The organism is Halalkalibaculum sp. DA384 (assembly GCF_043951955.1).
GTDB lineage: Bacteria > Bacteroidota > Rhodothermia > Balneolales > Balneolaceae > JAMQKA01.
In genome coordinates, this window is the sequence record NZ_JBINJE010000005.1 from 173,306 (window position 1) to 198,791 (window position 25,486).

General features: G+C 50.8%; 18 protein-coding genes. 8 read left to right on the forward strand and 10 right to left on the reverse strand.

The window, feature by feature from the left end; genetic code table 11:
- Positions 1-41: 41 nt before the first annotated feature.
- Positions 42-1,487, forward strand: coding sequence for an ammonium transporter (locus ACG2E4_RS05060; RefSeq protein WP_395275890.1), 1,446 nt, complete (start codon positions 42-44; stop codon positions 1,485-1,487).
- Positions 1,488-1,515: 28 nt separating this feature from the next.
- Here the strand turns inward: ACG2E4_RS05060 and ACG2E4_RS05065 are convergent, their stop codons facing one another.
- Positions 1,516-2,892 carry a replication-associated recombination protein A gene (locus tag ACG2E4_RS05065; protein ID WP_395275891.1) on the reverse strand — a complete coding sequence of 459 codons (1,377 nt, stop codon included), beginning with the start codon at positions 2,890-2,892 and terminating at the stop codon, positions 1,516-1,518.
- A gap of 533 nt (positions 2,893-3,425) precedes the next feature.
- Here ACG2E4_RS05065 and ACG2E4_RS05070 point away from each other — a divergent pair.
- Both ACG2E4_RS05070 and ACG2E4_RS05075 read left to right on the forward strand, forming a co-directional pair.
- Entirely contained in the window at positions 3,426-5,813 is a 2,388-nt protein-coding gene (locus tag ACG2E4_RS05070) for a TonB-dependent siderophore receptor (protein WP_395275892.1), read from the forward strand.
- A gap of 6 nt (positions 5,814-5,819) precedes the next feature.
- A complete protein-coding gene (locus ACG2E4_RS05075; RefSeq protein WP_395258557.1) occupies positions 5,820-7,079 on the forward strand; it encodes a PepSY-associated TM helix domain-containing protein in 1,260 nt (419 codons plus the stop codon).
- Positions 7,080-7,159: 80 nt separating this feature from the next.
- Here the strand turns inward: ACG2E4_RS05075 and ACG2E4_RS05080 are convergent, their stop codons facing one another.
- The 3 genes from ACG2E4_RS05080 to ACG2E4_RS05090 all read right to left on the reverse strand — a co-directional run bounded on the left by ACG2E4_RS05080 (position 7,160) and on the right by ACG2E4_RS05090 (position 11,107).
- On the reverse strand, positions 7,160-7,828 hold the full coding sequence (locus tag ACG2E4_RS05080; RefSeq protein ID WP_395258560.1) for a metal-dependent transcriptional regulator: 669 nt from the start codon (positions 7,826-7,828) through the stop codon (positions 7,160-7,162).
- Between the two features lie 78 nt (positions 7,829-7,906).
- Entirely contained in the window at positions 7,907-8,407 is a 501-nt protein-coding gene (locus ACG2E4_RS05085; RefSeq protein WP_395258562.1) for a thioredoxin family protein, read from the reverse strand.
- A 60-nt stretch (positions 8,408-8,467) separates the two neighbouring features.
- A complete protein-coding gene (locus ACG2E4_RS05090) occupies positions 8,468-11,107 on the reverse strand; it encodes a PP2C family protein-serine/threonine phosphatase (protein WP_395275893.1) in 2,640 nt (879 codons plus the stop codon).
- A gap of 239 nt (positions 11,108-11,346) precedes the next feature.
- Between ACG2E4_RS05090 and ACG2E4_RS05095 the strand changes: the two genes are divergently transcribed.
- On the forward strand, positions 11,347-12,120 hold the full coding sequence (locus ACG2E4_RS05095) for an NRDE family protein (RefSeq protein WP_395258567.1): 774 nt from the start codon (positions 11,347-11,349) through the stop codon (positions 12,118-12,120).
- A gap of 247 nt (positions 12,121-12,367) precedes the next feature.
- Here ACG2E4_RS05095 and ACG2E4_RS05100 read toward each other — a convergent pair whose 3' ends face one another.
- A complete protein-coding gene (locus tag ACG2E4_RS05100; protein ID WP_395275894.1) occupies positions 12,368-14,101 on the reverse strand; it encodes a Na+/H+ antiporter NhaC family protein in 1,734 nt (577 codons plus the stop codon).
- A gap of 181 nt (positions 14,102-14,282) precedes the next feature.
- A complete protein-coding gene (gene gltX / locus ACG2E4_RS05105) occupies positions 14,283-15,767 on the reverse strand; it encodes a glutamate--tRNA ligase (RefSeq protein WP_395275895.1) in 1,485 nt (494 codons plus the stop codon).
- A 213-nt stretch (positions 15,768-15,980) separates the two neighbouring features.
- Here gltX and ACG2E4_RS05110 point away from each other — a divergent pair, with 213 nt between their 5' ends.
- The 4 genes from ACG2E4_RS05110 (at position 15,981) to ACG2E4_RS05125 (ending at position 19,143) form a co-directional block, all read left to right on the forward strand.
- Positions 15,981-16,475, forward strand: coding sequence for a four helix bundle protein (locus ACG2E4_RS05110; protein WP_395275896.1), 495 nt, complete (start codon positions 15,981-15,983; stop codon positions 16,473-16,475).
- Positions 16,476-16,527: 52 nt separating this feature from the next.
- Positions 16,528-17,199, forward strand: coding sequence for a WbqC family protein (locus ACG2E4_RS05115; RefSeq protein ID WP_395275897.1), 672 nt, complete (start codon positions 16,528-16,530; stop codon positions 17,197-17,199).
- A gap of 75 nt (positions 17,200-17,274) precedes the next feature.
- The gene (locus ACG2E4_RS05120; RefSeq protein WP_395258578.1) at positions 17,275-17,403 is read left to right on the forward strand and encodes a hypothetical protein; all 129 of its coding nucleotides are present in this window, start codon (positions 17,275-17,277) and stop codon (positions 17,401-17,403) included.
- Positions 17,404-17,406: 3 nt separating this feature from the next.
- Positions 17,407-19,143 carry a sodium:solute symporter gene (locus ACG2E4_RS05125; protein WP_395275898.1) on the forward strand — a complete coding sequence of 579 codons (1,737 nt, stop codon included), beginning with the start codon at positions 17,407-17,409 and terminating at the stop codon, positions 19,141-19,143.
- A 365-nt stretch (positions 19,144-19,508) separates the two neighbouring features.
- On the opposite strand, the gene ACG2E4_RS05130 is transcribed toward ACG2E4_RS05125, so the two are convergent.
- From ACG2E4_RS05130 to glmS, 4 genes are all read right to left on the reverse strand, one after another.
- On the reverse strand, positions 19,509-22,010 hold the full coding sequence (locus ACG2E4_RS05130; protein WP_395275899.1) for a zinc-dependent metalloprotease: 2,502 nt from the start codon (positions 22,008-22,010) through the stop codon (positions 19,509-19,511).
- Positions 22,011-22,168: 158 nt separating this feature from the next.
- Complete coding sequence (locus ACG2E4_RS05135; RefSeq protein ID WP_395258585.1) at positions 22,169-22,495, reverse strand: phage holin family protein; 327 nt, start codon at positions 22,493-22,495, stop codon at positions 22,169-22,171.
- A 210-nt stretch (positions 22,496-22,705) separates the two neighbouring features.
- The gene (locus ACG2E4_RS05140) at positions 22,706-23,071 is read right to left on the reverse strand and encodes an Hpt domain-containing protein (protein WP_395258587.1); all 366 of its coding nucleotides are present in this window, start codon (positions 23,069-23,071) and stop codon (positions 22,706-22,708) included.
- A gap of 536 nt (positions 23,072-23,607) precedes the next feature.
- The gene (gene glmS / locus ACG2E4_RS05145) at positions 23,608-25,455 is read right to left on the reverse strand and encodes a glutamine--fructose-6-phosphate transaminase (isomerizing) (protein WP_395275900.1); all 1,848 of its coding nucleotides are present in this window, start codon (positions 25,453-25,455) and stop codon (positions 23,608-23,610) included.
- Positions 25,456-25,486 lie beyond the last annotated feature (31 nt).

Here is a 25,486-nt window from a genome sequence, read left to right on the forward strand (position 1 = left end):
TATTCACTTAATTACAATATTAACCTAATTTTATTAAGTGTATGAGAAGAATAATTATACCGATCATACTGCTGGTACTGTTCGCCGGTGCTCCAGGACTATTGGTGGCAATGCCGGATCCGGCCCCTGTTTTACTGGACACAACCGCTTCCCCCGTCGAAGGGAAAACGTTTGCCGACCTGCTTTGGGTAATGGTCGCCGGTTTCCTGGTATTTTTTATGCAGGCCGGCTTTGCCCTTGTGGAAACCGGATTTACGCGGGCTAAAAACGTCACCAACATCATGATGAAGAACCTGATGGATTTTGGATTGGGTACCATCGTATTCTGGGCTTGCGGTTTTGGCCTGATGTACGGAACCGACATGTTCGGGCTCTTTGGCACCTCCAATTTCTTTTTATCGGAAGCGGTCACTCCCAGCGGCGAGCTGGACGCCTGGCTGTATGGGTATTGGTTTTTCCAGGCCGTTTTTGCCGCCACCGCGGCTACGATTGTTTCCGGAGCGGTGGCAGAACGAACCAAATTTTCGGCTTACATCATCTATACCGTGATTATTACGGCATTTATTTATCCCATTGTCGGGCACTGGATCTGGGGGGGCGGGTGGCTGGAAAAGCTGGGGTTCTATGATTTTGCGGGATCCACGGTGGTCCATGGTGTGGGAGCCTGGGCCGGACTGGCCGGCACGATGATTCTGGGTCCACGCATTGGTCGTTTTGCCCGCGGAAAAGTAACAAATATCCCCGGCCACAGCATGGCTCTGGGTACACTGGGCGTGTTTATCCTGTGGCTTGGCTGGTTTGGTTTCAATCCCGGAAGTACGCTCGGGGCCGACCTGTCCATCGCGCGTATTGCCGTTACCACCAACCTGGCTGCGGCGGGCGGAGCTGTTACCACGATGGCAGTCGTCTGGTACAGGCGCGGCAAGCCCGATTTGACCTATACTCTCAACGGCGCGCTGGCCGGCCTCGTCGCTATTACAGCGGGATGTGCAGTGGTCTCTCCGGTGTCGGCCCTGATCATCGGTAGCATCGGGGGACTGTCCATGATGCTCGGAATGTATCTGCTTGAAAAGAATGGCATTGATGATCCGGTTGGAGCGATACCCGTGCACGGCTTTGCCGGCGTTTGGGGCACACTGGCGGTAGGATTCTTTGCACAGTCACCCTACACCACGGAATTAACGGGCCTTTTCTTTGGAGGTTCTTTTACACAGCTGCTGGTGCAGGCCCTGGGAATCTTCTCCGTCTTTGCGTGGACGATCGGTACCGCATACCTGGTCTTTAAGGGAATTGAGCAGTTCCACGATTTAAGAGTGAGTGCCGAGGAGGAACTCAACGGGCTCGACAAATATGAGCACGGGGTACGTGGATATCCCGATTTCTTTGGAGTAAATGACGCCCGTGAAATGATGGACCTTGACGCCGAACAGGAGTTGAATCTTATCAACAACGCCATCCTTCCGGTTGATGTAGACCCCGACTCCTGATTCCCGGGAGTCGGCGGACGATAAGAAGTTAGCTATTCGATTGCCAGGCTTTTTTTATCTTCTGGAGGCGCTCCCATAGCTTGCCTTCGCGGCCGATATTCCCAGGTTCGAACCAGCTCGTACCTTCCAGTTCCTCTGGCAGGTACTGCTGCTCGGTCCAGTGGTGTGGATGAGAGTGGGGATACTTGTAGTCGTCGGAGGCGTTCTCTTTATCCAGGTAGCGGGCCTCCTTGGAGTTGGCGGTTTTGTCCCGCAGGTGAGGCGGCACCGCTTTTGTACCGCGATTCTTAATCTCGCTCCGGACCGAAAATACCGCCCCGGTGCTGTTGCTTTTGGGAGCCAGCGACAGGTAGATACAGGCATGAGCCAGGAAATAGAGTCCCTCCGGCATGCCGCATTTGGTAAACGCCTCGTGGGCCGAATTCACCATCGTGAGGGCATGCGGATCGGCCATCCCCACATCTTCAGAGGCCAGGATAAGCATGCGCCGAAAAATGAAATTGGGATCATCTCCTCCCTCAAGCATGGCCGCCATCCAGTAGAGGGCCGCATCCACGTCTGAGCCGCGCATCGACTTGATAAAGGCCGAGGCGTAATGGTAATGCTCATCACCGGTACCCTGGTAGCGCACATTGCGTTTCTGAATACACTCTTTGGCGATCTCCAGGTCGATAAGAATGTTTCCCTCTTCATCCTTATCGCTGGAGAGGACTGCCACTTCAAGGGCGTTGATGGCGTTACGAATATCTCCACCCGCGAACTCTGCCAGATGATTTTTGGCCGGTTCGGTGAGTATGACATCTTTATGGCCGAGTCCGCGCTCCTTGTCCTTCAGCGCCCGGTCGATCATCGTCTTTACGTGCTCAACCTGGAGGTCATAGAGCTCGAAAAGCTGGCACCTGGAAAGCAGCGGATTTACCAGGGAATAATACGGGTTTTCGGTCGTCGCGCCGATCAAGGTGATCACACCCGATTCAAGATGCGGCAGCAGCGCATCCTGCTGAGCTTTGTTCCAGCGGTGGATCTCATCCACAAACAGGATCGTTTTTCTACCGTTCATCTGCTGGATCTTCTGGGCCCGCTCTACAACCTGTCGCAGATCTTTAATCCCATCCAGCACCGCGTTAAGCACCTCAAACTTGGCATTGATCTCCCGCGAAATAACATGGGCAAGCGTGGTTTTTCCCGAACTGGGGGGACCGTAAAAAATCAGCGAGCCGATCACCCCGCTCTCGATCATTCGGCGCAGCATCTTCCCCTCTCCAACGATATGATCCTGCCCGACGAACTCGTCCAGTGAATCGGGACGCATGCGGGTGGCCAGCGGTTCATGGGGATTTACCACGGACCGTTTTTCCTGCGATTTCTTGGCCGGATCCGCTTTTTCCTCTTCAAAAAGATTCATCTGCGATAGAGTTGTTTCTGGTGGCAGTTGACAACGTGTAAAATCTAAGCTTTTCCCTGTTCAAAATTAAACCTTTTAATAGATCGTTTTAACCTGGCCCCAGCCCCACCTGTGTGCGGCAGGCGTTTGGCAACAACTCTTTGAACTTCCACATCTTTACCGGGGCATTAAAAACTCTGCTATTCAAGCTTGTCTGGCTAAAAAACAGGACTCTGAAAACCACTGGCTGAATTTACTGTTCAAGACCGGGGACCAACACAGACTAAATGGAAAAATTCTTGTTATTTAAACCGTATCTAAATAAAATTGCGGCGTCTTATTTAGATACGGTCTAGGTAAGAATACGTTGTTGAAACCAAAAATAAAGAACCTCATACATAACTCCGGCTGTGCCGGCCTGTTTTCGTGGCTTTCGCATAGTTTCATCCGCTTGTCCATGCCCGGTATGGGATGACCAAGCCAGGCCACCAGGCATCGCAGCTGTATTAGAAATCACAATCCCTAACCCTAACATAGCGAATACCACAGAACCAATGGCATTTTCTGAAATAAATCTCCTTAAAATATCCGTTTTTCTAGTTTTACTTCTATTATCGATCTCTTTCAGCGCCCGGGCACAAACAACCGGCAGTATAGAGGGACGGGTCATCGATATTGAAGACAAGCCGCTTCCCAATATCAACATCCGTCTGGAAGGCACCAGCTACGGGGCCGCAACCAATACCGATGGGTATTACATAATCAATGAAATTCCAGCGGGCGACTACACCTTTGTGGTTTCCGGCATCGGATATGAGGAGGAAACGCGAGCCATATCGGTTCAGGCGGACCAATCTCTCACGATCGATGTCACGCTCTCAGACTCAAACCAGGAGCTGCAGGAAGTGATTGTACGTGCAGGTAATGCGAACAAGTTCAGCACTGAAATTACACAGCATGTCGCCAAGCTGCCGATCAGAAATATCAACAATCCCCAGGTCTACAACACGGTTACCTCTGACCTGCTGGAGGACCAGGTTGCGACCAGTTTCGAGGATGCCCTCACCAACGCACCCGGGGTGACCAAGCTTTGGGAGTCTACCGGTCGCGGTGGCGACGGAGCCGGCTACTACTCCCTGCGTGGATTCTCAGCCCAGCCCACAATGGTGAACGGGCTGCCCGCCCTCACCAACGGCACTCCGGATCCCGCCAACATTGAGCGGGTGGAAATCATCAAGGGGCCATCCGGCACGCTCTACGGCAGCAGTCTCGTATCGTACGGCGGACTGATCAACGTGGTAACCAAGCGACCCTACTACAATTTCGGAGGTAATATCTCCTACAAAACCGGGAGCTTCGGCCTGAACCGGGTAACGGCAGATATTAATACGCCCGTCAGCAGCGAGCGGGATATCGCACTGCGCGTCAACACGGCATACGACTCCAGAAACAGCTTCCAGGATGCCGGATTCAGCAAGTCTCTTTTTGTTGCTCCGTCCCTCTCCTACCGCGTACATGAGGACCTCTCTTTTCTTATCCGCACGGAATACTACAACGCCGAGCGCACCAATCCCACCATGCTATTCCTGAATAGAAGTGCAGAGCTGACAGCCCATAACATGGAGGAGCTGGGTTACAACCCTAATCACTCGTTTACCAGTAATACACTTACTATTCAGAATCCAACCTTTAATTTCCAGGGCCAGATGAGGTACCGGCTTTCTGACCAGTGGACCTCTCAAACTGCCATTTCAAGCAGCAATGCCCAAACTGACGGATACTACACCTACTTGTGGGATTTCGCCGGCGACGGCACCAACAGCACGTTTGCCCGTTACCTGAGCAAACAAAACTCCACAACCCTGGGCACCGATATCCAGCAAAACTTTATTGGTGATTTTTCAATCGGCGGGGCAGACAACAAAATGGTAATCGGGATTGATTATTTCCAGCAAAACGTCATCAACAACAGCAGCGGATATGTGGGGCTGGGAACCGTATCGCTCGGCACCGACCCCGGCGGGCTTTCAAAAGAAGCGGCCGACACCGCCCTGGCCACCGCGCCAGTTAATCAAAGTGAGACGAAGCAGCAAGTCTACAGTGCCTACATTTCTGATGTAGTGGATATACTGCCCCAGCTGTCGGTAATGGCCAGCCTGCGGGTCGACCATTTCGATAATGAGGGAACCGTCTCCACCGATGATGACGACTACACCCAGATCGCCTACTCACCCAAATTCGGAGTGGTTGTAAAGCCGCTGCCGGAAAGACTTTCGCTGTTCGCCAATTATATGAACGGGTTCAGCAATGTCGCTCCAATCACTTCAGGAAACCAAACCTTCAACTTTTCACCCGAGCGTGCAAACCAGTGGGAAACCGGTATTAAGACCAACCTGCTGAATGACCGCCTTTCAGCCACTGTAAGCTATTACGATATCCGAGTCACCGATGTTGTTCGCCAGGTGGCCCCGGAACAGTATGAGCAGGATGGGGAAAACTACAGCCGAGGTATTGAGGCCAGCATTACCGCCTCCCCTGTCAACGGGCTGAACGTCATTGCCGGTTACAGTTACAACGAGAGCGAAATCACCAAAACCGACAACGATCAATACCGCGGCCGGCGACCTGAAGAAGCTGGTCCCCAAACCCTGATCAACGGCTGGATCAGCTACCGTATTCCCGATGGGCCGCTCCAGGATCTCGGCCTCGGATTCGGGGGTAACTACGCCAGCGAAAATATGATTCTCAACCGGGCCTCCACCGGCCAGTTTACCCTGCCTTCCTATACAGTCCTCAACGCTTCGGTCTTTTACGAAACCGAGAGCTACCGGCTGGACCTGAAAGTCAACAATATCGGCGACACTACCTACTACAAGGGATGGTCAACCATCAATCCCCAGCAGCCACGAAACATAACCGCGAGCTTCTCCTACAAATTTTAATTTGCCATGCCTTCATTCAAAAAAATAATGCTTGTCATCCACCGCTGGCTCGGTCTCATAACCGGGCTGGTGGTACTCATCCTGAGCATAACGGGATGCCTGTTTGTCTTTCACCAGGAGATCTCCGACATCGTAAAAAGCGATCTCTATTATGTAAAGGAAAAGCCGTCGGACCGCCAGCCCCTGCCGATTGAACAACTGGAGCAGAAAGCGGCCGAAGCACTCGAGATAGAGCACCTGCCATATGGACTCACCACCTACAAAGATCCTGACCGAAACTGGTCGGCCATGAATTACCAGGCCAGTGATGAGTTCGCGTGGACCTATTTTGGCTCTATGGATGATTATCGCACCGTATATATAAATCCATATACGGGAGCGGTCGCCGGCATACAGAATGAGAAAAAGGATTTCTTTCAAATTGTGAAAGGCATACACTGGAGCCTCCTGCTGGCCACGCCGATTGGTCAGCCGATTGTTGCGTGGAGCACTGTCATATTTATCGTACTGCTCATTACCGGAATAATTCTATGGTGGCCCAAAAAGTGGAACAAGGCGGGCCGGCAGCGCAGCTTCAGGATCAAGTGGGGCAGCACCTGGCGGAGAGTTAATTATGACCTGCATAATGTGCTCGGCTTTTACTTTTTGACACTGGCGCTCATCCTCGCATTTACGGGACTCTACTGGTATTTTCCCTCCGCCAAAAAGGCGATTTACTTTTTGGGGACCGGTGAATTCAAACTCCCCCCTGACGAGCACAAGCAACATGTTTCAGCCGCCGCACCATCGGACGAAATCGAATCCCCCCTGCAGGTTATTTACCGCAACGCCTGGAATCAAAATCCCAACGCCTACGGTATCAGTTTGGCAACGCCGGTTGACAGCCAGGGGACGATCACGGCCACCGTATATCCGGACGGGCAGACGTATTACGAACATTTTCACCTGGATTACGACCAGTACACCGGGGAGCTGATTGCGGGAGAAGATTACGATTCCAAAAACGCCGGGGAAAAACTATTGGCGATGAATTACGACATCCATGTAGGTGCCATTGGCGGATTGCCGGGGAAAATTATCGCTTTTATCGCCAGCCTGATCTGCGGGAGCCTTCCCGTTACCGGATTCATCATCTGGTGGGATCGAAAAAAACGGCAGTGGGCACGCGAAAAAAGAGACCGGAAGCGCTCCGATAAATCTCATATCAATCCATCATTTAAAGAACCGGAATATGCGAGCCCGGAACCGGAAATAGTAAACAAGTGAGGGGGAGGCATTACTTAGATACCCCGAGAGACCTGTTTGTCTCAATCCTCAGACAGTCTGCACCGCAAGCTCGCGCGACGTTAACTGTTTCCAGGCATTTCGGCCACAAAAATATTGTTGGCAATCTCATAGCCGATCGCCTGCTCTGTCTCTTCAAGTAAAATCGTAAGGGGGCCGTTGAACGGGGCTTTCTCCCTGATTTTAATTTTAACCCCCGGCAGCACTCCCAGCTTTTCCAGGTAGCGCAGCACCTCCGGGTCTTGGTCCTTCACGCGGCTTACGATATAGGTTTTCCCCGCATCCGCGTCTCCCAGCGGCTCAGCATTCAGCTCAGGCATGACGCCCTCCTTGGTTGGGATGGGATCTCCATGCGGGTCGTGGGTGGGATTGTCCAGCAATTCGGCAATCTTATCCTCAAACTGTTCCGATATGTGGTGTTCCAGCTTCTCAGCCTCCTCGTGCACTTCGTCCCAGGAATAACCGAGTACCTCCAGCAGGTACAGCTCCAGCAGGCGGTGGTGGCGGATAATCTCAAGGGCAATCTTTGTGCCCGATTTGGTGAGGGTGGCCCCTTTGTACGACTGGTAATCGACCAGTCCCATTTTTGAGAGCCTTTTTACCATGTTGGTGGCCGAAGCCGACGACACATCCATCGATTCGGCAATGCTGGATGTAGAAGCGCCCTTGCCCTCCGATTCCAATACATAAATAGTTTTTAAATAATCTTCGACAGCTTGGCTCAGAACCATGTATACAAGTACTCCATTTCTAAAAATCTTTATCCCGAATATACGAAATCATCTACACCGATTTGTAGCCGCCGTAAATTATTCCTCGGACCTGTTTTTGATGTACTGGTCAAATTTTACGCGGGCGTAGGCATCAGAACCCACATATGCCAACAATGATTTAAATGTATCGACAGGAATAAAACCCGGTTGTTTTCCCAAAATCTCTCCTTGTCCATTGATAAAAAGGAAAGTGGGCGTTCCCGACACGCGAATGGAACCGGCAAACTCCCGCTCCGACATTTCAGTGCCGTTGTAGGTAACCCGATCCTTCGATTCCACATCCAGGCGTACTGGATAATAGTATTTGTGAAGCGAATCCTGGACCGCCTTTTGGGGAAACACCTCTCGTTCCATCTTTTTGCAGTACCCGCACCAGCTGGCCTCCATGTAGATCATCACCTTTTTATCGCCCGATTTTGCAAGCTCCTGGGCTTCCTCCAGGGAATACCAGTTTATCTTGGCTGTGCGATCAACTCCCTGAAATGCCGATACGGTCATAAAAAAAAGTACCGCCAGTAACATACTTGTCTGTTTCATTCTGCATAAAATTTGTTGAACTTTGAGTATACGGTTCGATGGTTACCTAATTTATCTATTCTAACTTTTATTGTTAAGTTTTATTACCATCACAGTCATGTCATCGTGTTGCCTGGCCTTTCCCGAAAAGGTATCCACATCCGTCACCAGATCTGATAGGATTTCAGGGGCCTGTTTTTTTGCGCTGTTACCGAGCAGTTTTTGCAGCCGACCGGTTCCATAAAACTGGTGTGCCGTATTCAACGACTCAACAACGCCATCAGTATATAGCACCAGGAGATCTCCCGCGGAGAGCTCCAGCGTGGCCTCCTGGATATTGTTGTCAAATGAGTCTGAAATTGTTAACCCGAGTCCCAGTCCACTGGGCTGAAGCAGGTTTATGGTCTTTTTCTCGGCGGCATAATGCAATATCGGGTTATGGCCGGCCCGCGCAAAGCTAAACGTTTTTTGGCGGGTATCCACGATACCGTAAATCAATGAGATAAAAGTACCGCGCCGTGCGTTATCATAAAACAGTTTATTCGCTTTTTTCAGCACTTCCGCAGGTGATTCTGTCTCCCGGCACAGGGTATGCAGGATCCCCTTGGTGAATGTCATGTAAAATGCGGCCTGAATGCCCTTGCCGCTCACATCCCCAATAGCCACCCCGAGGCGGTGGTCATCGAGCTGGATAAAATCATAATAGTCGCCCCCGGTTTCATACGCCGGCTTACAGATAGCTGCCAGATCCAGCATATCGATGGCGGGCGTTCCCACCGGCAGGAACGATTGCTGTACATCGCGGGCAATCTGCAGCTCCTGCTTAATCCGCTCCTCCTGCGCCAGCTCTTCTACGTATTCCGGTACAAAATCGGGCAGTGCCCGCCCCTCTTCACCTTTCAAAATTGAAAATACTCCCCCGCCCGTTGCCAGAAACAGGAACACGAGATAAAACAAAAAGACGTAGAAATCGGGCGAACCCTCCATCATCCATCCACTGGAAGCGACCAGCAGGCAGTTGAACAGGAAATAGGTTATCAGCAGGGTCAGAAAATCCCAATATAGGTAGATACCCGTCAATGCCAACCCAAATACCAAGTGAAGAACAGCCTGCGTTACGGGCGGTCCGCCGGTATACGGGAGCGGCTCTGCCACCACAACGGCCAATATCATGAAAAAGCCGGCCAGCCAGCGCTTGCCGGTCTGGGCATAGGTTTGGGAACCGACAACCAAAAATATGCTGAAAGCGGCAAACAGGGTGTACCACAAATTGTCCAGTAACAGGTAAACTGGAGGCCAGATCACCTCGTAAGACAAGATCGGTTCCTCGATTTCAAAGTAAAAATCGGGGAAAAACCACAACAAAACAGCCCAGAAACCGGCAAGAAGAAAAGCGAGGACACCCGAGCGGACAAACGCCTCACCCACCGGTTTGTTAAAAAACATTCCCTGCCGGAGATAGTCGTAACAATCGAGCTTGCCGGGCCAGTATTGGCGGGTAACCGAATCGCCGACCGCTGAAAGAACGAAAAGGCTGACCGAAGCTACGGCACCGGTGATTCCCATACTCAGGGAGAGGCCCACAAGATCGACCCAGTTGCCACCCTCTTCAAAAATATTGGTTTCATTGATCTGGTTCATGAATATAATAGCCGGCACTGTAAATCCCGCCAAAATACTCAATACCAGCGCTGATTTTGTATCGATCACCCGCGCCCGGATACGGAAATAAAAGATGATAATCGTGCCTATACCAAAAAGAAAAAAACCGGCCACTTGAACCAGTTCCCAGAGGGGCGGGGTTCTGCTGTCATTGTCGGAACGGGGATTATAGCTGGCACTCAGTCCCAGCAGGTTGCCCGTTGGCGTCAACGAAGCCCGCAGGTTTATCACCTGCCCGTGGATCGGCTGCGCTGAGGTATACCGGATACGCGCAACGACCGTTGATCCCACCGTTTCCATACGGATATTCGCCACATCAAACTTTTGCAGTTCCCAGCCGGACTGCGCAATGTAATATTCACCCAGCCGCAATACTTCGGAGCGAGTAAATGGACTGATCCCCGGAGAGGAGCCCCGGCCACTTGGAGCGGTGGTCGTGTCGTTATAATTCCGATCAAGGTTAAAGCTTAATTTCTCATGCCAGAGCGAATCCGGCAGGGTCTCCAGCAACTGCCGCAAACTGTCCGAGGTAAAAACACGCTCCAGCGCCTCCCGGTTCACCTGCTGTTCCGGTATCAGGTCACTTCCATTTAACAATTCGACCCACTCTCCCGAAGAAGCATATCGTATGATGAATTCGGTGGGCCCCGTTTCTACATTCTCCCGATCGCTCCCAATCGTGATTTGCCTCTCATCCCTTACCGAACTTTTTTGGTTGAAATGAACCTCCCAAAAATAGGGGTAGAGGTTCGCTGAAGAATCTTGCTGAAAGATTTTAATCGCTTTCTGCCGACCCATGTTGGTTTGCAGACTGTCCAACAGGCGGCTGTTGGTCCCAAAGTTGACCTGCGTGCGGTAGTTGCTGGTGTTGAATCCCAGCGAACCGGCAAGGTCTTCCGCACGGGATTCCGCGGAAGATTCATCCAGGGCAATATGGATCATGCCCCGGGGATCTTGCGAGTCATAGGTCATGAAAAAGCCGAGCACCCCGAGCAGCCCGGCGGCTATAAACAGAAAATCCTGAACGGTGTAGCTTCGATTTTGATTTAGCAGAGACATGCACCTGTCGCCTAAATTGATTATCGCAGAATGAATACACGCATGAATATGCTAAATAGTTATGAGAATATCTTTTAACTTTCCGGGGCTTTCACGTCCGTGCCGGAACAATATGTTTGGGCTAACGGATGGAAAAATTTGCCTGGATCCACACCTTTCGCTGCTGGACCTGAAGCGTTATTTCCACTGCCCTGGCACGCACCCCGGGTCAAAACCACCAATCGACAGATATACTGCATATGTGCCTGATCGCCTTTTCATATAAACAGCACCCGCAATATGACCTTGTTTTCATAGCCAACCGGGATGAGTTTTATGAGCGGCCCACGCGAAAGGCCCGTTTTTGGGATGAGGAACCAGACATCCTGGCAGGCAAAGATCTCAAGGCGGGCGGCACATGGATGGGGATTACGCGCGATGGGCGGCTTTCCGCCCTGACCAACTACCGCGACATGGCTAACCGCAAGGAAAACGCCCCCTCACGGGGACACCTGGTGCGCAATTTCCTGGCCGGCGACATCGCACCGGAATCGTACCTGCAGCAACTGCATTCCAAGGCCGAACAGTATAACGGGTTCAACCTGTTGGTGGGTTCGATCCACAACCTGATGTATTACTCCAACAAAACAGGTCAGCCGGTATCGCTCGACGCCGGTTTATACGGGTTAAGCAATCACCTGCTGGATACGCCCTGGCCGAAGACAGAGCGATCAAAGAAACAACTTTCAGAAGTTATCCGGCAAGATACTATTGATGAATCGTCTCTCTTCGAGATATTGAAGAACGACCAGGCGGCCCCTGATTCCCGGCTCCCTGATACCGGCTTGTCCAGGGACCTTGAACGCGCCGTTTCCCCCATCTTTATCGCAACGGAGGAATATGGCACCCGCTGCTCCACAATTTTACTGGTTGGCAGCAACGGGCAAGTAACCTTTGAGGAACGCCGATACAAAAAGGGAAGTGCCACTGTCAAAGATAACAGCCGTTTTGAGTTTGAACTGGAAGGACGTTGACAATCAGTTTTGCGATCGATTGAACGCTTTGACGAGTTTGAATATCGTGGAGTGTAGTTGGAAGATAACAGTCGGTATGAGGCGGAGCTTCAAGGCTAAAAAATGGGGAGCTGGTTAGTAAACGGGCCTTTGCAGAACCTGCCATTTTGTTGGGAGGTAGTTGTACTACCGGCCTTGGTGGCCTTTTAACGGGAGTACAACTCCCTCAGAACGAGGAATTGAGGGTTTTACAAAGCCCTCTAAACGTTTAATCCAAACTTGTAATAGCAGCTTCTTTTCCCTCTGGCGCATACTCTTCCGGATCCGGTATTTTTCCAAATTTAAAGATAACAGCAATGATTACAACCACTCCCAGCGGGTAGATAACCCACCAGGGAATACTCAGCACCAGCACGCCGACCATCGCCAGGATGCTGATCGCCCCCACGATCATGGCATAGGGCAGTTGCGTGTTGACATGCTCCACGTGATCGCACTGGGTGGCGATGGAACTCAAAATCGTCGTATCGGAAATCGGGGAGCAGTGGTCGCCCCACACCGATCCGCCCAGCACGGCACTAACGCAGGCGTAAATAATTTCGTGGGTGACCTCAAAACCCAGTCCACTGCTGTTGCCGATCTCCCACGCAAGCGGGACCACCAACGGCATCAGGATACCCATCGTGCCCCAGCTGGAACCGGTGGCAAAAGCAGTAATTGCCGACAAAAACAGGACCATCGACGGCAGCCAATAGGGATTCAGCAGGTCACCAAAAACCGACATCAGGTAATCTGCCGTATTCAGCTCCACCGTAATGGCGCTAAGCGCCCACGCCAGGACTAAAATCAGGAGGCCGTCAAACATGGTGTGCATCCCGTCCATCATTCCTTTCAGGGTGTCCTCAACATCCAAAAGCCTTTGCGACAAAGTCATAGCTATGGCCACCACCATCGAAAGAAATCCGCCCCAGAGCAGCGCTTTGTAAGAGTCGGCTGTTTCAATGATTTCCTGGATCTTGCTGCCATCACCCGTGACCACCAGTCCGCCGATACACCCAAACACAAGTACAAATATCGGGACAGCGGCATTTATCCAGTGCGATTCAGTCTTCTTTATTTCATCCTCCCTGATCTTCTCTTTGTAGAGGTTGTAGCGATCCAGCTCCGGTTCATGCTTGGCTTTATACAGGGTGATGCGTGCTTTCAGCATGGTCGCAAAATCGCGGCCGGACCATGCGATCAGAATCACAAAAAGGATGGTAAAAAATGCGTAAAAATTGTAGGGAAGCGAGTTAAAAAATACGGAGTATGCCGCTTCGTTGAACTCCGGCATCTTTGCCTCGGCGTCGGCGATAAACCCCACCATTGCGCCGATCCAGGTGCTAACAAGCGCGACAGTGGCGATGGGAGCGGCGGTGGCATCCACGAGATAAGCCAGCTTGGCGCGGGAGATCCGAAGCTTGTCGGTGAGCGGGCGCATCGTATTGCCGACCACCATGGTGTTGGCATAATCATCAAAAAAGACAATAAACCCCATCAGTGCCGTGATGAGCTGGCCATGCACTTTGGTGCGCACATACCGGGTAATCGCCCTGATCACCCCACGCGTTCCGCCGTTGTCGGTGATAATGCCCACCATGCCGCCGATCAGCAGCGTAAAAATGATAATACTCATGTGCCCCGCATCGGCGGTGGCATCTAAAATATAGTCGCTGAGGGCGGTGAAAAAACTCGTAAAAACACTAAAAAAGCTCAGGTCACCCGCCAGGAAAGCACCGCACCAGATACCCAGAAAAAGGGCAAACAACACCTGGCGAAAGACCAGGGCAATTCCAATGGCAACAAGCGGGGGAAGGATACTCGTCCATGAAACGGATGGGGATTGTGACTGCTCCGCGGTTGATTGAATCGTACCTGCTGCTTCGGGGGCGCCGGCACCTAGAATAAAGATGCATGCAATCAGTCCCAGAGCCAAGACCAGAAATGACCACTTTTGCTTCATACCTCAACCGTTTTTAGGAGATCAGGGCGACCGTTTTCTCGAACGTTTAAGCATGAAAATACAATCTCTGGGATTTTTTCCTAATCAAAACGTATTGCGTATTACGTACTGCGTATTTGGAATTGCCAACGTTGAGTATTCTCATTAAAGTAATACGAAATACGCAGTACGATTTTACCTTTTATTTTAACCTTTCAAGGGCTGTTTTAACTCGGCTAATAGTCGTATCCTTGCCCAAAAGCTCAATGGCCGGAAACAGGTCGGGACCGAAGCCCTGCCCGGTGACCGCTACGCGAAGCGGCATGGCCACTTTGCCGAATCCGATGTCCATCTCGTCGGTCAGCTCATTGACGGCGGCTTTCAGATTATCGACGGTGAATTCATCTTCGCCAAGATCAACAATCTTTTCCAGGTACTTTCGGACGATCTCCCCGCTGTCGTCCTTCCATTTTTTGAGCGCTTTTTTGTCATACTCTTCGGGATCCTCAAAAAAGAACATCCCCTGCGTGATAAAATCCTCCACCTTGCTCACACGATCTTTCATCAGCTCAATGATTTCCAGCAGGTACTCCTTTTCTGGCTCCACGCCCTCTTCTTTTGCAATGGCTGCCACGCGTGGATACAACTCCCCGGCCGGTTTTTCACGAAGGTAGTTCTCGTTGTACCACAGCAGCTTTTTATGATTGAATACCGCCCCGCTCTTGCTGACGCGGTCCAGGGTAAACAGTTCAACCAGTTCATCGAGCGAATGGATTTCGGAATCGTCGCCGGGACTCCATCCCAGGTAGGCCAGGAAGTTCACCAGGGCCTCCGGCTCATATTTCTGCTCGCGGTAATCTTTGGCATTGATCGGAATGCCTTCACTCTCGGCTTTTCTCTTGGAAAGCTTCCCGCCGCTCGGCGACATAATCAGTGGCAGGTGGGCCATCCTGGGCGCTTCCCACCCGAGGTATTTGTAGAGCAGCATATGCTTGGGCGTGCTGCTGAGCCACTCCTCACCGCGGATAACGTGCGAAATTTCCATCAGGTGATCGTCTACCACGTTGGCCAGGTGGTAGGTGGGCATGCCGTCGGACTTGAGCAGCACCTGGTCGTCCAGCCCCTTGCTCTCGAAGGAGACAAATCCGCGGATCTCATCTTCAAAACGGATGGTCTCTCGCCTCGGCACCTTCAGGCGTACTACGTACTCTTCGCCCTCTTCCAGCCGTTTTTCGACCTCTTCCTGCGGAAGCGTCAGGCTGTTTTGCATCGACATACGGGTAACTGCATCATATTTGGGGGACGGGTTGCCGGATTTTTCAAGTCGCTCGCGCATGTCGTTGAGCTCCTCGGGCGTGTCAAACGCATAGTAGGCATGTCCCTCCTCGACCAGCTGCTCGGCATACTGTTGGTACAGGTCCCGGCGTTCGCTCTGGCGGTACGGCCCGAAGTCGCCCTCCCTGCCGGGTCCCTCATCAAAATCGAGTCCCGACCACTGCAGGGACTCAATAATATCCTCCTCTGCCCCCTCCACGTAACGGCTCTGGTCGGTGTCCTCTATACGAAGTACAAACACCCCGTCGTGATGCTTGGCAAACAGGTAGTTATAAAGTGCGGTTCGGAGCCCACCGATATGCAAAAATCCCGTGGGGGAAGGAGCAAAACGTACGCGAACGGATTCGTTCATCTCAATTAAATTTGGGTATTAGCGTGAATTTCGAATGAGCTGCAAAGATACAGGTTCTTGGAGAGTTTTGAAATGCGTATTGCGTATTGCGTATTGCGTATTGCGTATTGCGTATTGCGTATTGCGTATTGCGTATTGCGTATTGCGTATTGCGTATTGCGTATTAGGAAATATGTTTTAAGATTTGAGAAAGTCAATTCAAACTTTTCTGATATGAAATTTAGAGAATGGGTCAAAACTGTTCCCAAAGAGATAACGAATGATACAATTTGGAACATGCAGGTGTATAAGTATGCACTTTTCATTTCTGATGTTGCATGGCAGGATATATCTCACCTTTCAAAAAGAAAAGTATTGGTCTCTTTATGTGATCAACTCTACAGGGCAACAGGTTCAGTTTCTGCAAATCTGGAAGAAGGATATTCTAAAAAATCCAGATTGGACAGAGCACGATTTTATGAGTACTCTTTAGGCTCAGCCAGAGAAAGCCGCGGATGGTACTTCAGAGCACGACATTCGCTTCCAGATAAAGTTTTTAAATCACGCTCACTACTACTAACAGAAATAATAAAACAATTGTTACACATTGTTCCCACTGAACGTCAAAACAAAATCAAAGAACACGATATATCCTACTCAATCGATCAACATGATACATACTCAAAAACAATTGAATCAATTAAAATAGACTTCCAAGACCCAAAATAGCCTCATTGCAATACGAAATACGCAGTACGTAAGCAGTACGCAATACGACCGAATGAAACTATCCCTACTCTTCCCCCAATTCGCACCAAACCTGTACGACCTGGCTATTATGTTAAATTCAGATCGCATTATCTTGCAGGACGAAGAGCAGTGGTCGCGCAAAAGCCGGGTGCACCGGGCAAAAATAAGGAAGCCCGGGGGGACACTCTGGATCAATATCCCGATCCGTACCGAAGACCGCAAGAAAACGATTAAGGAGGTACGCATCGACCATGAAGAAGACTGGATCACCCCCCTGCTGCGCAGCCTTGAATATAACTACCGCAACAGCATCTACTACGATTTCTACGAGCCGGAGATCAAGGCCGATTTTGAACGTTCCGGCGACTTTGAGTACCTAGTGCCGTTCATCCTCTACATCCAAAAGCGCCTGCTTCGCTTTATGGAACTGAACCTCGACTGGAAGTTAAGTAGCGAATTGAATAATTACACCTCCGATCCAGATGAACTGGCCAACCGGCTGGGAGCCGATATCCTCTACCAGGAACACGACAGCCGTCATTACCAGCGGCAGGCAACATCAAAAAAAGAACTGGATTTTATCCACCCCACCTATCACCAGCATTTTGAAGGTTTCGAACCCTGGTGCTGCATTCTCGATCTTCTCTTCCAATTTGGACCGGAAAGTTTTCGGATCACCGAGCAATTAATTGTTGAAGATTAAAAGTTCAAGGTTGAAGATTACAGGTTATCTGTTATGTTACAATACAAATTTATATTTCATATTGGATTAATGCTCATGGAGAACAAACCTACCGACAACAGTGGCTCCGAGTGGAAACCGAGGTACTGGCTGGTGTTTACATTGGGAATCATCTATATACTGCTGATGGGATTGTTCACACTCCTTTTCAATAATCCCGTTTAGATTATGCACTGGATCGATTGGGGTATACTTATCCTATTTCTCGGCTATACCATCTGGGATGGAAGCCGCCGGGGGCGCCAGGCCGAAAATATTGAGGGCTTTTTCCTGGCCAACCGCTCTATGCCGTGGTGGGCGATGGGCCTCTCCGTGATGGCAACCCAGGCTTCTGCGATCACCTTTATCGGGACGACGGGACAGGCTTATGTGGAGGATATGCGGTTCGTGCAGATCTACCTGGCCGTGCCGTTCGCCATGATCATTCTCTGTACCACGCTTGTTCCTTTTTTCAACCGGCTGCAAAACTTCAGCGCCTACGAGGTGCTGGAAGAGCGATTTGGACTCTCCACCCGACTGTTTACCAGCTTCCTGTTCCTGATGTCGCGCGGACTGGGACTCGGAATCATCATCGCTGCCCCCTCGTACGTGCTGGCCCTGCTGCTGGATTTCCCGCTCAACTCCACCATTCTGATCATCGGGGTTACGGCCACGCTCTACACCATGGTTGGCGGCATCAGCGGGGTCATCCGCACCGATGTCAAACAGATGGCGGTAATGGCTTTCGGGCTGATATTCAGTTTCTACTGGATTATCACCAGCCTGCCGGCAGACGTAAATTTTTCCGACTCGCTCTACCTGGCGGGCACCATCGGCAAGCTCGAAGCACTTGACATAAGTTTTGATATCAGCGAAAAATACAATGTCTGGACCGGGGTCATCGCCGCCCTCTTTTTGATGCTCTCCTACTTCGGCACCGACCAGAGCCAAGTGCAGCGCTACCTGACCGCCAAATCCCTTAAAGATGCCCGGCAGTCGCTGTTGCTCAGCGCCTATGCCAAAATCCCGATGCAGTTTTTTATCCTGCTGCTCGGCGTCATGCTTTACGTATTCTATATTTTCGGATCTCCCCCCATAACCTTTCGTCCCGTGGATGTAACCACCCAGCAGCAGGAGGAAGTGATCGCCGGGGAGATGCTGCAGCAGGAATATCAACAGGCCTATCAAAACAGGAAGCAGGCCGCCCGGCAACTGCTTGAAGCAAGATCGCAGGAACAGGCCCGGGCGTTTCGCGCGGCAGACGACCATCTCAATGAAGTGCGGCAGGCCGAGCTGGAGCGGCAGGAGCGAATTACCGGGTCAAGCCTTAATGACACCAACTACATCTTTCCCTACTTTATCCTGAACCAGATTCCGATCGGTATTATAGGCCTGATTGTCGCCGGTATCTTTGCGGCGGCCCTCTCCAGCATCGACAGCGAGCTGAATGCGCTCTCCACCGTCTTTATCGTGGACTGGTACAAGCGTTTGGATTCCAGCGATCGCGGGGAGGCATGGTACCTGAAATCGTCGCGGGCGGTAACCGTTTTCTGGGGGATCCTGGCCACGCTGGCGGCTCTTGCGCTGGGCGAAACGCGCTCGATCATCGAGCTGGTCAACAAGGTTGGAAGTTATTTTTACGGCTCCATTCTCGGGGTGTTTATCCTCCTGCTGTGGGTCAAACGGGCCAACGGGTTCGGCGCGCTCACCGGTTTGGTTTCCGGCATGATCACCGTTTTCCTCTTCGATCGCATCTATGACAACTCCGCCACCGGCGAATGGATGCTGATCGCACCCTGGAGCCAGATCCCGGAAGGATTCACCAAAACCATTGAATACCTCTGGCTGAACCCCGTGGGTACGGCAGTTGTGGTTGGAATTGGTTTTCTGTTCAGCTACATCTCGGAGAAATGGCGTAATGAGTAATGAGTATTGCGTATTGCGTATTGCGTATTGCGTATTGCGTATTGCGTAAACAAAATTAAATCGGGATAAAAAGTCCAGGCTACTGGTTTGTATCTGGTCGCACTAATCTGGCCCTTATTTTTTGTTAACATGGGTGTCCACCAGCGTTTTGTTAAACAGGGAGTTTTTCCAGCCTTTCGTTTTGTTCAAAAGCAATATGCAACCACAGACACTACACCTCACTACCCGATCGGGGAGCAATAAATTACCTCTGCATCCGCTAACTATAAAACAGCTGGCACGAACTACTCGACATCCCCAGGCCGAGCGCGATCTCTACAGCGTGCCAACGTGTTACCTCACGATTTTCAGGTGAGATATATTTGTTAATCCTCCTCTGCCTCGAGAATACGATCAATCCGGCTCTGTACGTCCCGGAGATGTGCTCTCGATGCCCGGTCGGCAATTTGGGACAGTGCTTTTTCAACATCTTCCTGCAGCAAGGTAAGCTGCTCTCGGGCCAGCGGGCGTATGTCTGACTGACTGACATCTACTTCCGTCCACCCGTAAAATTCCCGGTATTCAGCCGGAATAGTCGGCAACTCCTCTGTCATAAGGTATTCCATACGTTCCAGGTAGGCGCGCTGCAGGTTCCGGCGGTGAACATTGATCGAATCCTCCTGTTCAAGTTCACGCCATACCCCCTCACGAACATCATCCAGGAACTCGATTGCGGAATAGGTATCTTCCTCCGTTCGCTGATCAAACTCGATCAGGCGGGCGATTCGTTGCGGATCCACCAGTGTATTTAGCTGGCTTTCCTGGTAGTTGCGTATGGTTTCCACCGCTGTCGACTGATTCGTAAGCCCCAGTACCTGTCTGTCAAGAAGCCACGCCGGGGTCGTAAACGAGTACTCGTCAAGCCACTTCATAGCCCGGCGCTGGATTTCTTCAGGCACAAATTCGTATACCGAACCCTCCTGCTCATACGTTTTGTGGGTTTCGTGCACCCCGCCAACATTACGGATCACATGTCCAACGTAGCGGTGCCACTGGTTCATCACGCTGTTGTGCAGCTCATCGAGCTCTTCAAAATTTTCGCCCTCGCGCTCGGTCCAAGCTATCAGGTTGTCGGTGATCCGCTGTAGGTTTTTGATGCCCAGTTCTCCCGCCTTCATGGCATCATCGCCCAGGTCTTCATTCTGGGAACGGGGATCAATCTTGTTGACCGTTTGACGCCCGTAAAAGTAGCGTGGATCATCTGTCCGTTCGCGAACCCACTTGTTGAGTGTATCGCGCTTTGCCTCCTCGCTCATGCTTTCCGGGAACCAGGTATAGCCCCATTTCACAGCCCATTTGTCATACTCCCCTATCGCCGGGTAAAAATTCGTTACCCCATCGCCGGGTTGAGCTATGTAGTTAAACCGGGCATAATCCATAATTGAGGGAGCCGTTCCGTGGGTGGAGGTAAAGGACGGTGAACGGAGCGAGTCTACCGGGAAGGCATAGCTGGATCCGAAGTTGTGCGGCAGGCCAAGCGTATGACCGACTTCATGGGCCGCCACGAACCGGATCAGCTGACCCATCACCTCTTCCTCAAACTCCACGGCACGTGCATCGGGATTGGCGGCCGCCGTTTGCACAAAAAACCAGTTGCGCAGCAGGTTCATCACGTTGTGATACCAGAGGATATCGCTCTCCAGGATCTGCCCGGTTCGGGGATCATGCACGTGCGGACCCTGTGCATTCTGGATCGGGGTGGTAATGTAGCGGATAACCGAGTAACGGACATCCTCCGGGCTGAATTCCGGGTCTTCCTCTTCAGTAGGGGGATCCTTGGCAATAATGGCATTTTTGAATCCGGCTTCCTCAAAAGCGCTCTGCCAGTCCTCAATTCCCTGCTTCAGGTATTCGCGCCAGCGTGGCGGCGTAGCGGGATCCAAATAGTATACCACTGGTTCCACCGGTTCCACGAGTTTACCATCCAGGTAGGCCTCCTTGTCTTTGGGGACCAGGTCCCAGCGCGTGATATATTCAAATTGAGCCGCTTTCTGGGCATCTGTCCCATAATCATACTGCTCAATGTTAAAATAACCCACCCGCTGGTCTGCCGAGCGCGGCCTCATTTTTTCGTCCGGCAGCAGTATCATCGACTGATTCATCTCCAGCGAGATGGTGTTGGTGGCGGCATCATCCGGCGGATTGCCGGCGTCATAGGTCAGGATGTGACGGACTTCGATATTTTGGGGATAGCTGCGCACACTGTCAATCATGCTGCGACCGCTGTCCAGCCGGCGAACCTGGAACTCGCGTCGCTGTCCTTCATTCAACCCACTAATCAGGGCCACATCCGAGGTATACAGCTCGGTGACGTCGATCACTTTTGTTGCTGATTCCTCTCCGACAGTCTCAATATCAAACGTGTGGACGACCGGCTCAAAGTTGTTGTTGCGCACCGATTTATAGACCGGCTGATCCGGATCCGCAACATTTTCATATGACACGTGACGTAGCAGGATTTTCTTTCCCTTCCGTTGCCAGCGCACCACCTGCTGAGAACGCGCCTTCATCCCGGCTCCTCCAAAACTCAAATTCTGGGTCGACCCGGAGATACGGCTTACCAGAAGCAATTCGCGATCCAGCAGGCTGTCAGGAATTTCGTAATAGTATGTTTCATCCACTTTGTGGACATCAAACAATCCCTCGTCCGTCTGAGCCTCATCCGTAATTACATCGCTGTAGGATTCAAAATCAGATTTCTCCCCGGACGAGCTCGCCCTGCGTTGGTCTTTCTCTGTTGTCTTTTTGAATACGGAACAGCCCGCCAGCAGACCGGCTGTTACCATGGTAATAATAGTAGTACGTATAGTTCTGACAGATAACCTCATGGGATATGATTTATAATTACTCAAGCAGGCAGGTTCTGCAAGGCGCACTCACGATGTACCCCCCTCGCTGCCCAGCTGACCTTGATTTAGAAAAACAGTTCGTAATTTAGTAAAGATACCGGATCGAATCTCGTTCCATCGGAAGGTATAAAATTGTATTAAAAAATCCAGAAAAGGAATCCGTTAATGATCGACAAGACGATGCTAAAGAGCAACGCCCAGCCAAAGCTCCTGATCCTCAGACCGGCAGAGAGGCCATCGACCAGCATCAGGATAAATGCATTGATGACCAAGATGAAGAGTCCGAGAGTAAGAATGGTAACCGGCAGCGTAAGGAGAACGATAACCGGCTTGATAAACGTGTTTATAAGGGCCAGCAGAATCGCCACAATTATGGCACTGAAAAAGCCTTTTATTTCGACGCCATCCAGGAGTTTGGCAGTCAGGTAAACAGCAACACTGTTTATGAGTAGTGTGTAGATCATTGGTCTTCTCCATTGGTTATGGATTACAAGTACTGCTGCATACGCAGAATTGCGGACCTTTGTTATACCCAAAGTATTTTTTAGAGGGCTTTGAAAACCGTTGTTTTGGCCAATCTCTGTATTTTCACGATTTTAAATCCTAACTTATAGCTAATTAGCTCCGGCTTCAAATTCGCTCAAGTTTTGACCTTGACCAAAACCCCTGGCTTTTCAAAGCCCACTTTTTAGTTCTTCCAGTTTTATTTCCAGCTCCTGGTAGGCCTGTTGGCAGATCTCGTCAATCTCATCGATCTGACTGCAAAGCTGCTGCTCTTCAGGGTGATTCTTGGCACATTTTTCGATTTCAATAATGATATTCCGGGCTTCATCCAGCCCCACGTAGGAAAGATTAGGTTTAAGCTTGTGGGCTTCAGCTGCCAGCTTTTTCCAGTTGTTACCCTCGCAGTGCTGCCGCAGTGTGGCAATCGAGTCGGGTGTATTTGTTAAAAACAGTTCCACCATCTCGATCATCAATTCATCATCTCCCATTCCCAGATCTTCAAGATAGGCTAAATTGGTAATCTTTTGCTCTGCCATTGATATCGGTTTTGGATAAAATTGATAGAGAAGTATCCTGTTAATAATCCACAGATCAAAATTTAGATCCTGTTTTCCAACAGCAGGATACAGGTTTATCCCCTTGCTCCTATCGCACCTCAGCGATTAACTGCGGTTGAGTATATGGTAGTATTGTTAGTGCGGCACCAATTATTTTAGGCTTCATGCCGTACGAGCCACTGTAGAGCACTGTACTGCGCACTTTTTCTATAGTATTTAGTGGTAGAGGGCTTTGCAAGATTGGCAAAGCTCCCTGGCAGCCTGCCGAAGTCACGATTAAAGGGTAAAAGTCAGGATACAGAGAATACCTGCACTTTAACTCGTGACTTATCCGGTTAAAATCACAATACTTATCAAAACGAGAACAGTTATTTTAAAAATCAACGCCTTCCACTTACTCATTTCTCGGAACCCTGTATTAAAAGACTAACTTTTTAAGAGAGGATTCCTTATGTAATCATTTTTTAGCTAAAATTCAAGCAAGGCGTTATTTTTACGCAATTTTAGGGTCATCCTTATTCAACAGTGACGCTTTTGGCCAGGTTACGCGGCTGGTCTACATTACATCCGCGGTTTACCGCAATGTAGTATGAGAGCAGCTGGAGAGGGATTACCGTCAGCAGCGGCGAAAAGCTGTCCTCTGTTTCGGGAATCGTTATTGAAAACTCCGAAAGGTCGATCACTTCCCTGTTCCTCTCCCCGGTAATCGAAATGAGACGGCCTTTCCTCGCCTTCACCTCTTCAATATTGCTGATCATCTTGTCGTTGGTATGTTCGGTGTGGGCAATAACCACCACGGGCATCATCTCGTCGATCAGGGCGATCGGGCCATGTTTCATCTCTGCTGCGGGGTACCCTTCTGCGTGAATATAGGAGATCTCTTTAAGTTTGAGCGCCCCTTCCAGTGCCACCGGAAAATTAAGAGTACGCCCGAGATACAAGAAGTTGGGGGCATAGCTAAACAGATTGGCAACCTCCTTGATCTTGTCGCTCTGCTCAAGAATTTTTTCCACGCTTTCGGGAATTTTGTCGAGCGCCTGGATCAGGTTCGCCAACTGCTCTTCATCAAGCGTTCCCTTCTTTTGGGCCAGTAGTAAGGCCATCATGGCCAGCACCGTCACCTGGCCGGTAAAAGCTTTGGTGGATGCCACCCCGATTTCAGGTCCGGCATGAATATAGACTCCTGCATCCGTTTCACGGGCAATGGTGGATCCAACTACATTACAGACGCCCAATACCAGGGCGCCGCGCTTTTTCGCCTCGCGCAGAGCGGCGAGGGTATCAGCCGTCTCCCCGCTTTGAGAAACCACGATCATCACGTCCCCTTCCCCGATTAGCGGCTCGCGATACCTGAATTCAGAGGCGTATTCCACCTCCACGGGCATCTTGGCCAGACTTTCGAACAGGTATTCCCCCACCAGACCCGAATGCCAGCTGGTTCCGCATGCGGCGATTACCAGGCGTTTGGCATTCACAAACTGGTCCATTACGTCTACAAGTCCCCCCAGCTGGATCATATTCTTTTCGGGATCAAGACGCCCGCGAAGGCAGTCCGCGATGGCACGCGGCTGTTCAAAAATTTCTTTCAGCATAAAGTGCGGGTAGCCCGCTTTTTCAATCTCTTCCACGCTCAGGGCCAACTCATGTACCTTTTTGGTCAGCGGCACATCCTTGATCGTCTTTACTTCATAGCCATCTCTTCGGATGATCGCCATCTCACCATCATCGAGGTACACCACTTTTTTGGTATGTTCCACGATCGGAGCTCCATCCGAGGCTACAAACATCTCATTGTCTCCAACGCCGATCAAAAGAGGCGAGCCGTGACGCGCTACAATAATTTGTTCCGGCTCGTCCCGGTTCACTATCGCCAACCCGTACGTTCCCACAATCTGCTGCAGGGCCAGCTGCACCGCCCGCTCAAAGGTCATTTCGTCATCATCGCCGCCGTTCTCATATACTTTTTCAATCAGCTGGACAATAACCTCGGTGTCAGTTTCCGACCTGAACTCTCTTCCGTCCTTCATCAGCTCCTTTTTAAGGGAAGAGTAGTTTTCAATGATGCCGTTGTGGACCAGTGCAATTTTCCCGGACTGGCTCACATGGGGATGGGAATTCACATCATTGGGCTGCCCGTGTGTGGCCCAGCGCGTGTGGCCGATACCGATAGTACCGTTCATCTGACTTTGGGAAACTTTTTCCCTCAGGCTGTTGACCTTTCCCTTGCCCTTTTCAACCCGCAGTGCCCCGTTTACAAGGGCTATGCCGGCCGAGTCATATCCCCGGTACTCCAATCGCTCTAACCCTTTGATGATAATATCGCTCGCCTGCTTCTCGCCAATGTAACCAACAATTCCGCACATGATATTCTCTTGTTTAGTGATTTTATTCTAA

What these genes read in the sequence shown, in the direction of transcription:
- ACG2E4_RS05060 (WP_395275890.1), top strand. Translation starts at nt 42, where the DNA reads ATGAGAAGAATAATTATACCGATCATACTGCTGGTACTGTTCGCCGGT.
- ACG2E4_RS05065 (WP_395275891.1), bottom strand. Translation starts at nt 2,892, where the DNA reads ATGAATCTTTTTGAAGAGGAAAAAGCGGATCCGGCCAAGAAATCGCAG.
- ACG2E4_RS05070 (WP_395275892.1), top strand. Translation starts at nt 3,426, where the DNA reads ATGGCATTTTCTGAAATAAATCTCCTTAAAATATCCGTTTTTCTAGTT.
- ACG2E4_RS05075 (WP_395258557.1), top strand. Translation starts at nt 5,820, where the DNA reads ATGCCTTCATTCAAAAAAATAATGCTTGTCATCCACCGCTGGCTCGGT.
- ACG2E4_RS05080 (WP_395258560.1), bottom strand. Translation starts at nt 7,828, where the DNA reads ATGGTTCTGAGCCAAGCTGTCGAAGATTATTTAAAAACTATTTATGTA.
- ACG2E4_RS05085 (WP_395258562.1), bottom strand. Translation starts at nt 8,407, where the DNA reads ATGAAACAGACAAGTATGTTACTGGCGGTACTTTTTTTTATGACCGTA.
- ACG2E4_RS05090 (WP_395275893.1), bottom strand. Translation starts at nt 11,107, where the DNA reads ATGTCTCTGCTAAATCAAAATCGAAGCTACACCGTTCAGGATTTTCTG.
- ACG2E4_RS05095 (WP_395258567.1), top strand. Translation starts at nt 11,347, where the DNA reads ATGTGCCTGATCGCCTTTTCATATAAACAGCACCCGCAATATGACCTT.
- ACG2E4_RS05100 (WP_395275894.1), bottom strand. Translation starts at nt 14,101, where the DNA reads ATGAAGCAAAAGTGGTCATTTCTGGTCTTGGCTCTGGGACTGATTGCA.
- gltX (WP_395275895.1), bottom strand. Translation starts at nt 15,767, where the DNA reads ATGAACGAATCCGTTCGCGTACGTTTTGCTCCTTCCCCCACGGGATTT.
- ACG2E4_RS05110 (WP_395275896.1), top strand. Translation starts at nt 15,981, where the DNA reads ATGAAATTTAGAGAATGGGTCAAAACTGTTCCCAAAGAGATAACGAAT.
- ACG2E4_RS05115 (WP_395275897.1), top strand. Translation starts at nt 16,528, where the DNA reads ATGAAACTATCCCTACTCTTCCCCCAATTCGCACCAAACCTGTACGAC.
- ACG2E4_RS05120 (WP_395258578.1), top strand. Translation starts at nt 17,275, where the DNA reads ATGGAGAACAAACCTACCGACAACAGTGGCTCCGAGTGGAAACCGAGG.
- ACG2E4_RS05125 (WP_395275898.1), top strand. Translation starts at nt 17,407, where the DNA reads ATGCACTGGATCGATTGGGGTATACTTATCCTATTTCTCGGCTATACC.
- ACG2E4_RS05130 (WP_395275899.1), bottom strand. Translation starts at nt 22,010, where the DNA reads ATGAGGTTATCTGTCAGAACTATACGTACTACTATTATTACCATGGTA.
- ACG2E4_RS05135 (WP_395258585.1), bottom strand. Translation starts at nt 22,495, where the DNA reads ATGATCTACACACTACTCATAAACAGTGTTGCTGTTTACCTGACTGCC.
- ACG2E4_RS05140 (WP_395258587.1), bottom strand. Translation starts at nt 23,071, where the DNA reads ATGGCAGAGCAAAAGATTACCAATTTAGCCTATCTTGAAGATCTGGGA.
- glmS (WP_395275900.1), bottom strand. Translation starts at nt 25,455, where the DNA reads ATGTGCGGAATTGTTGGTTACATTGGCGAGAAGCAGGCGAGCGATATT.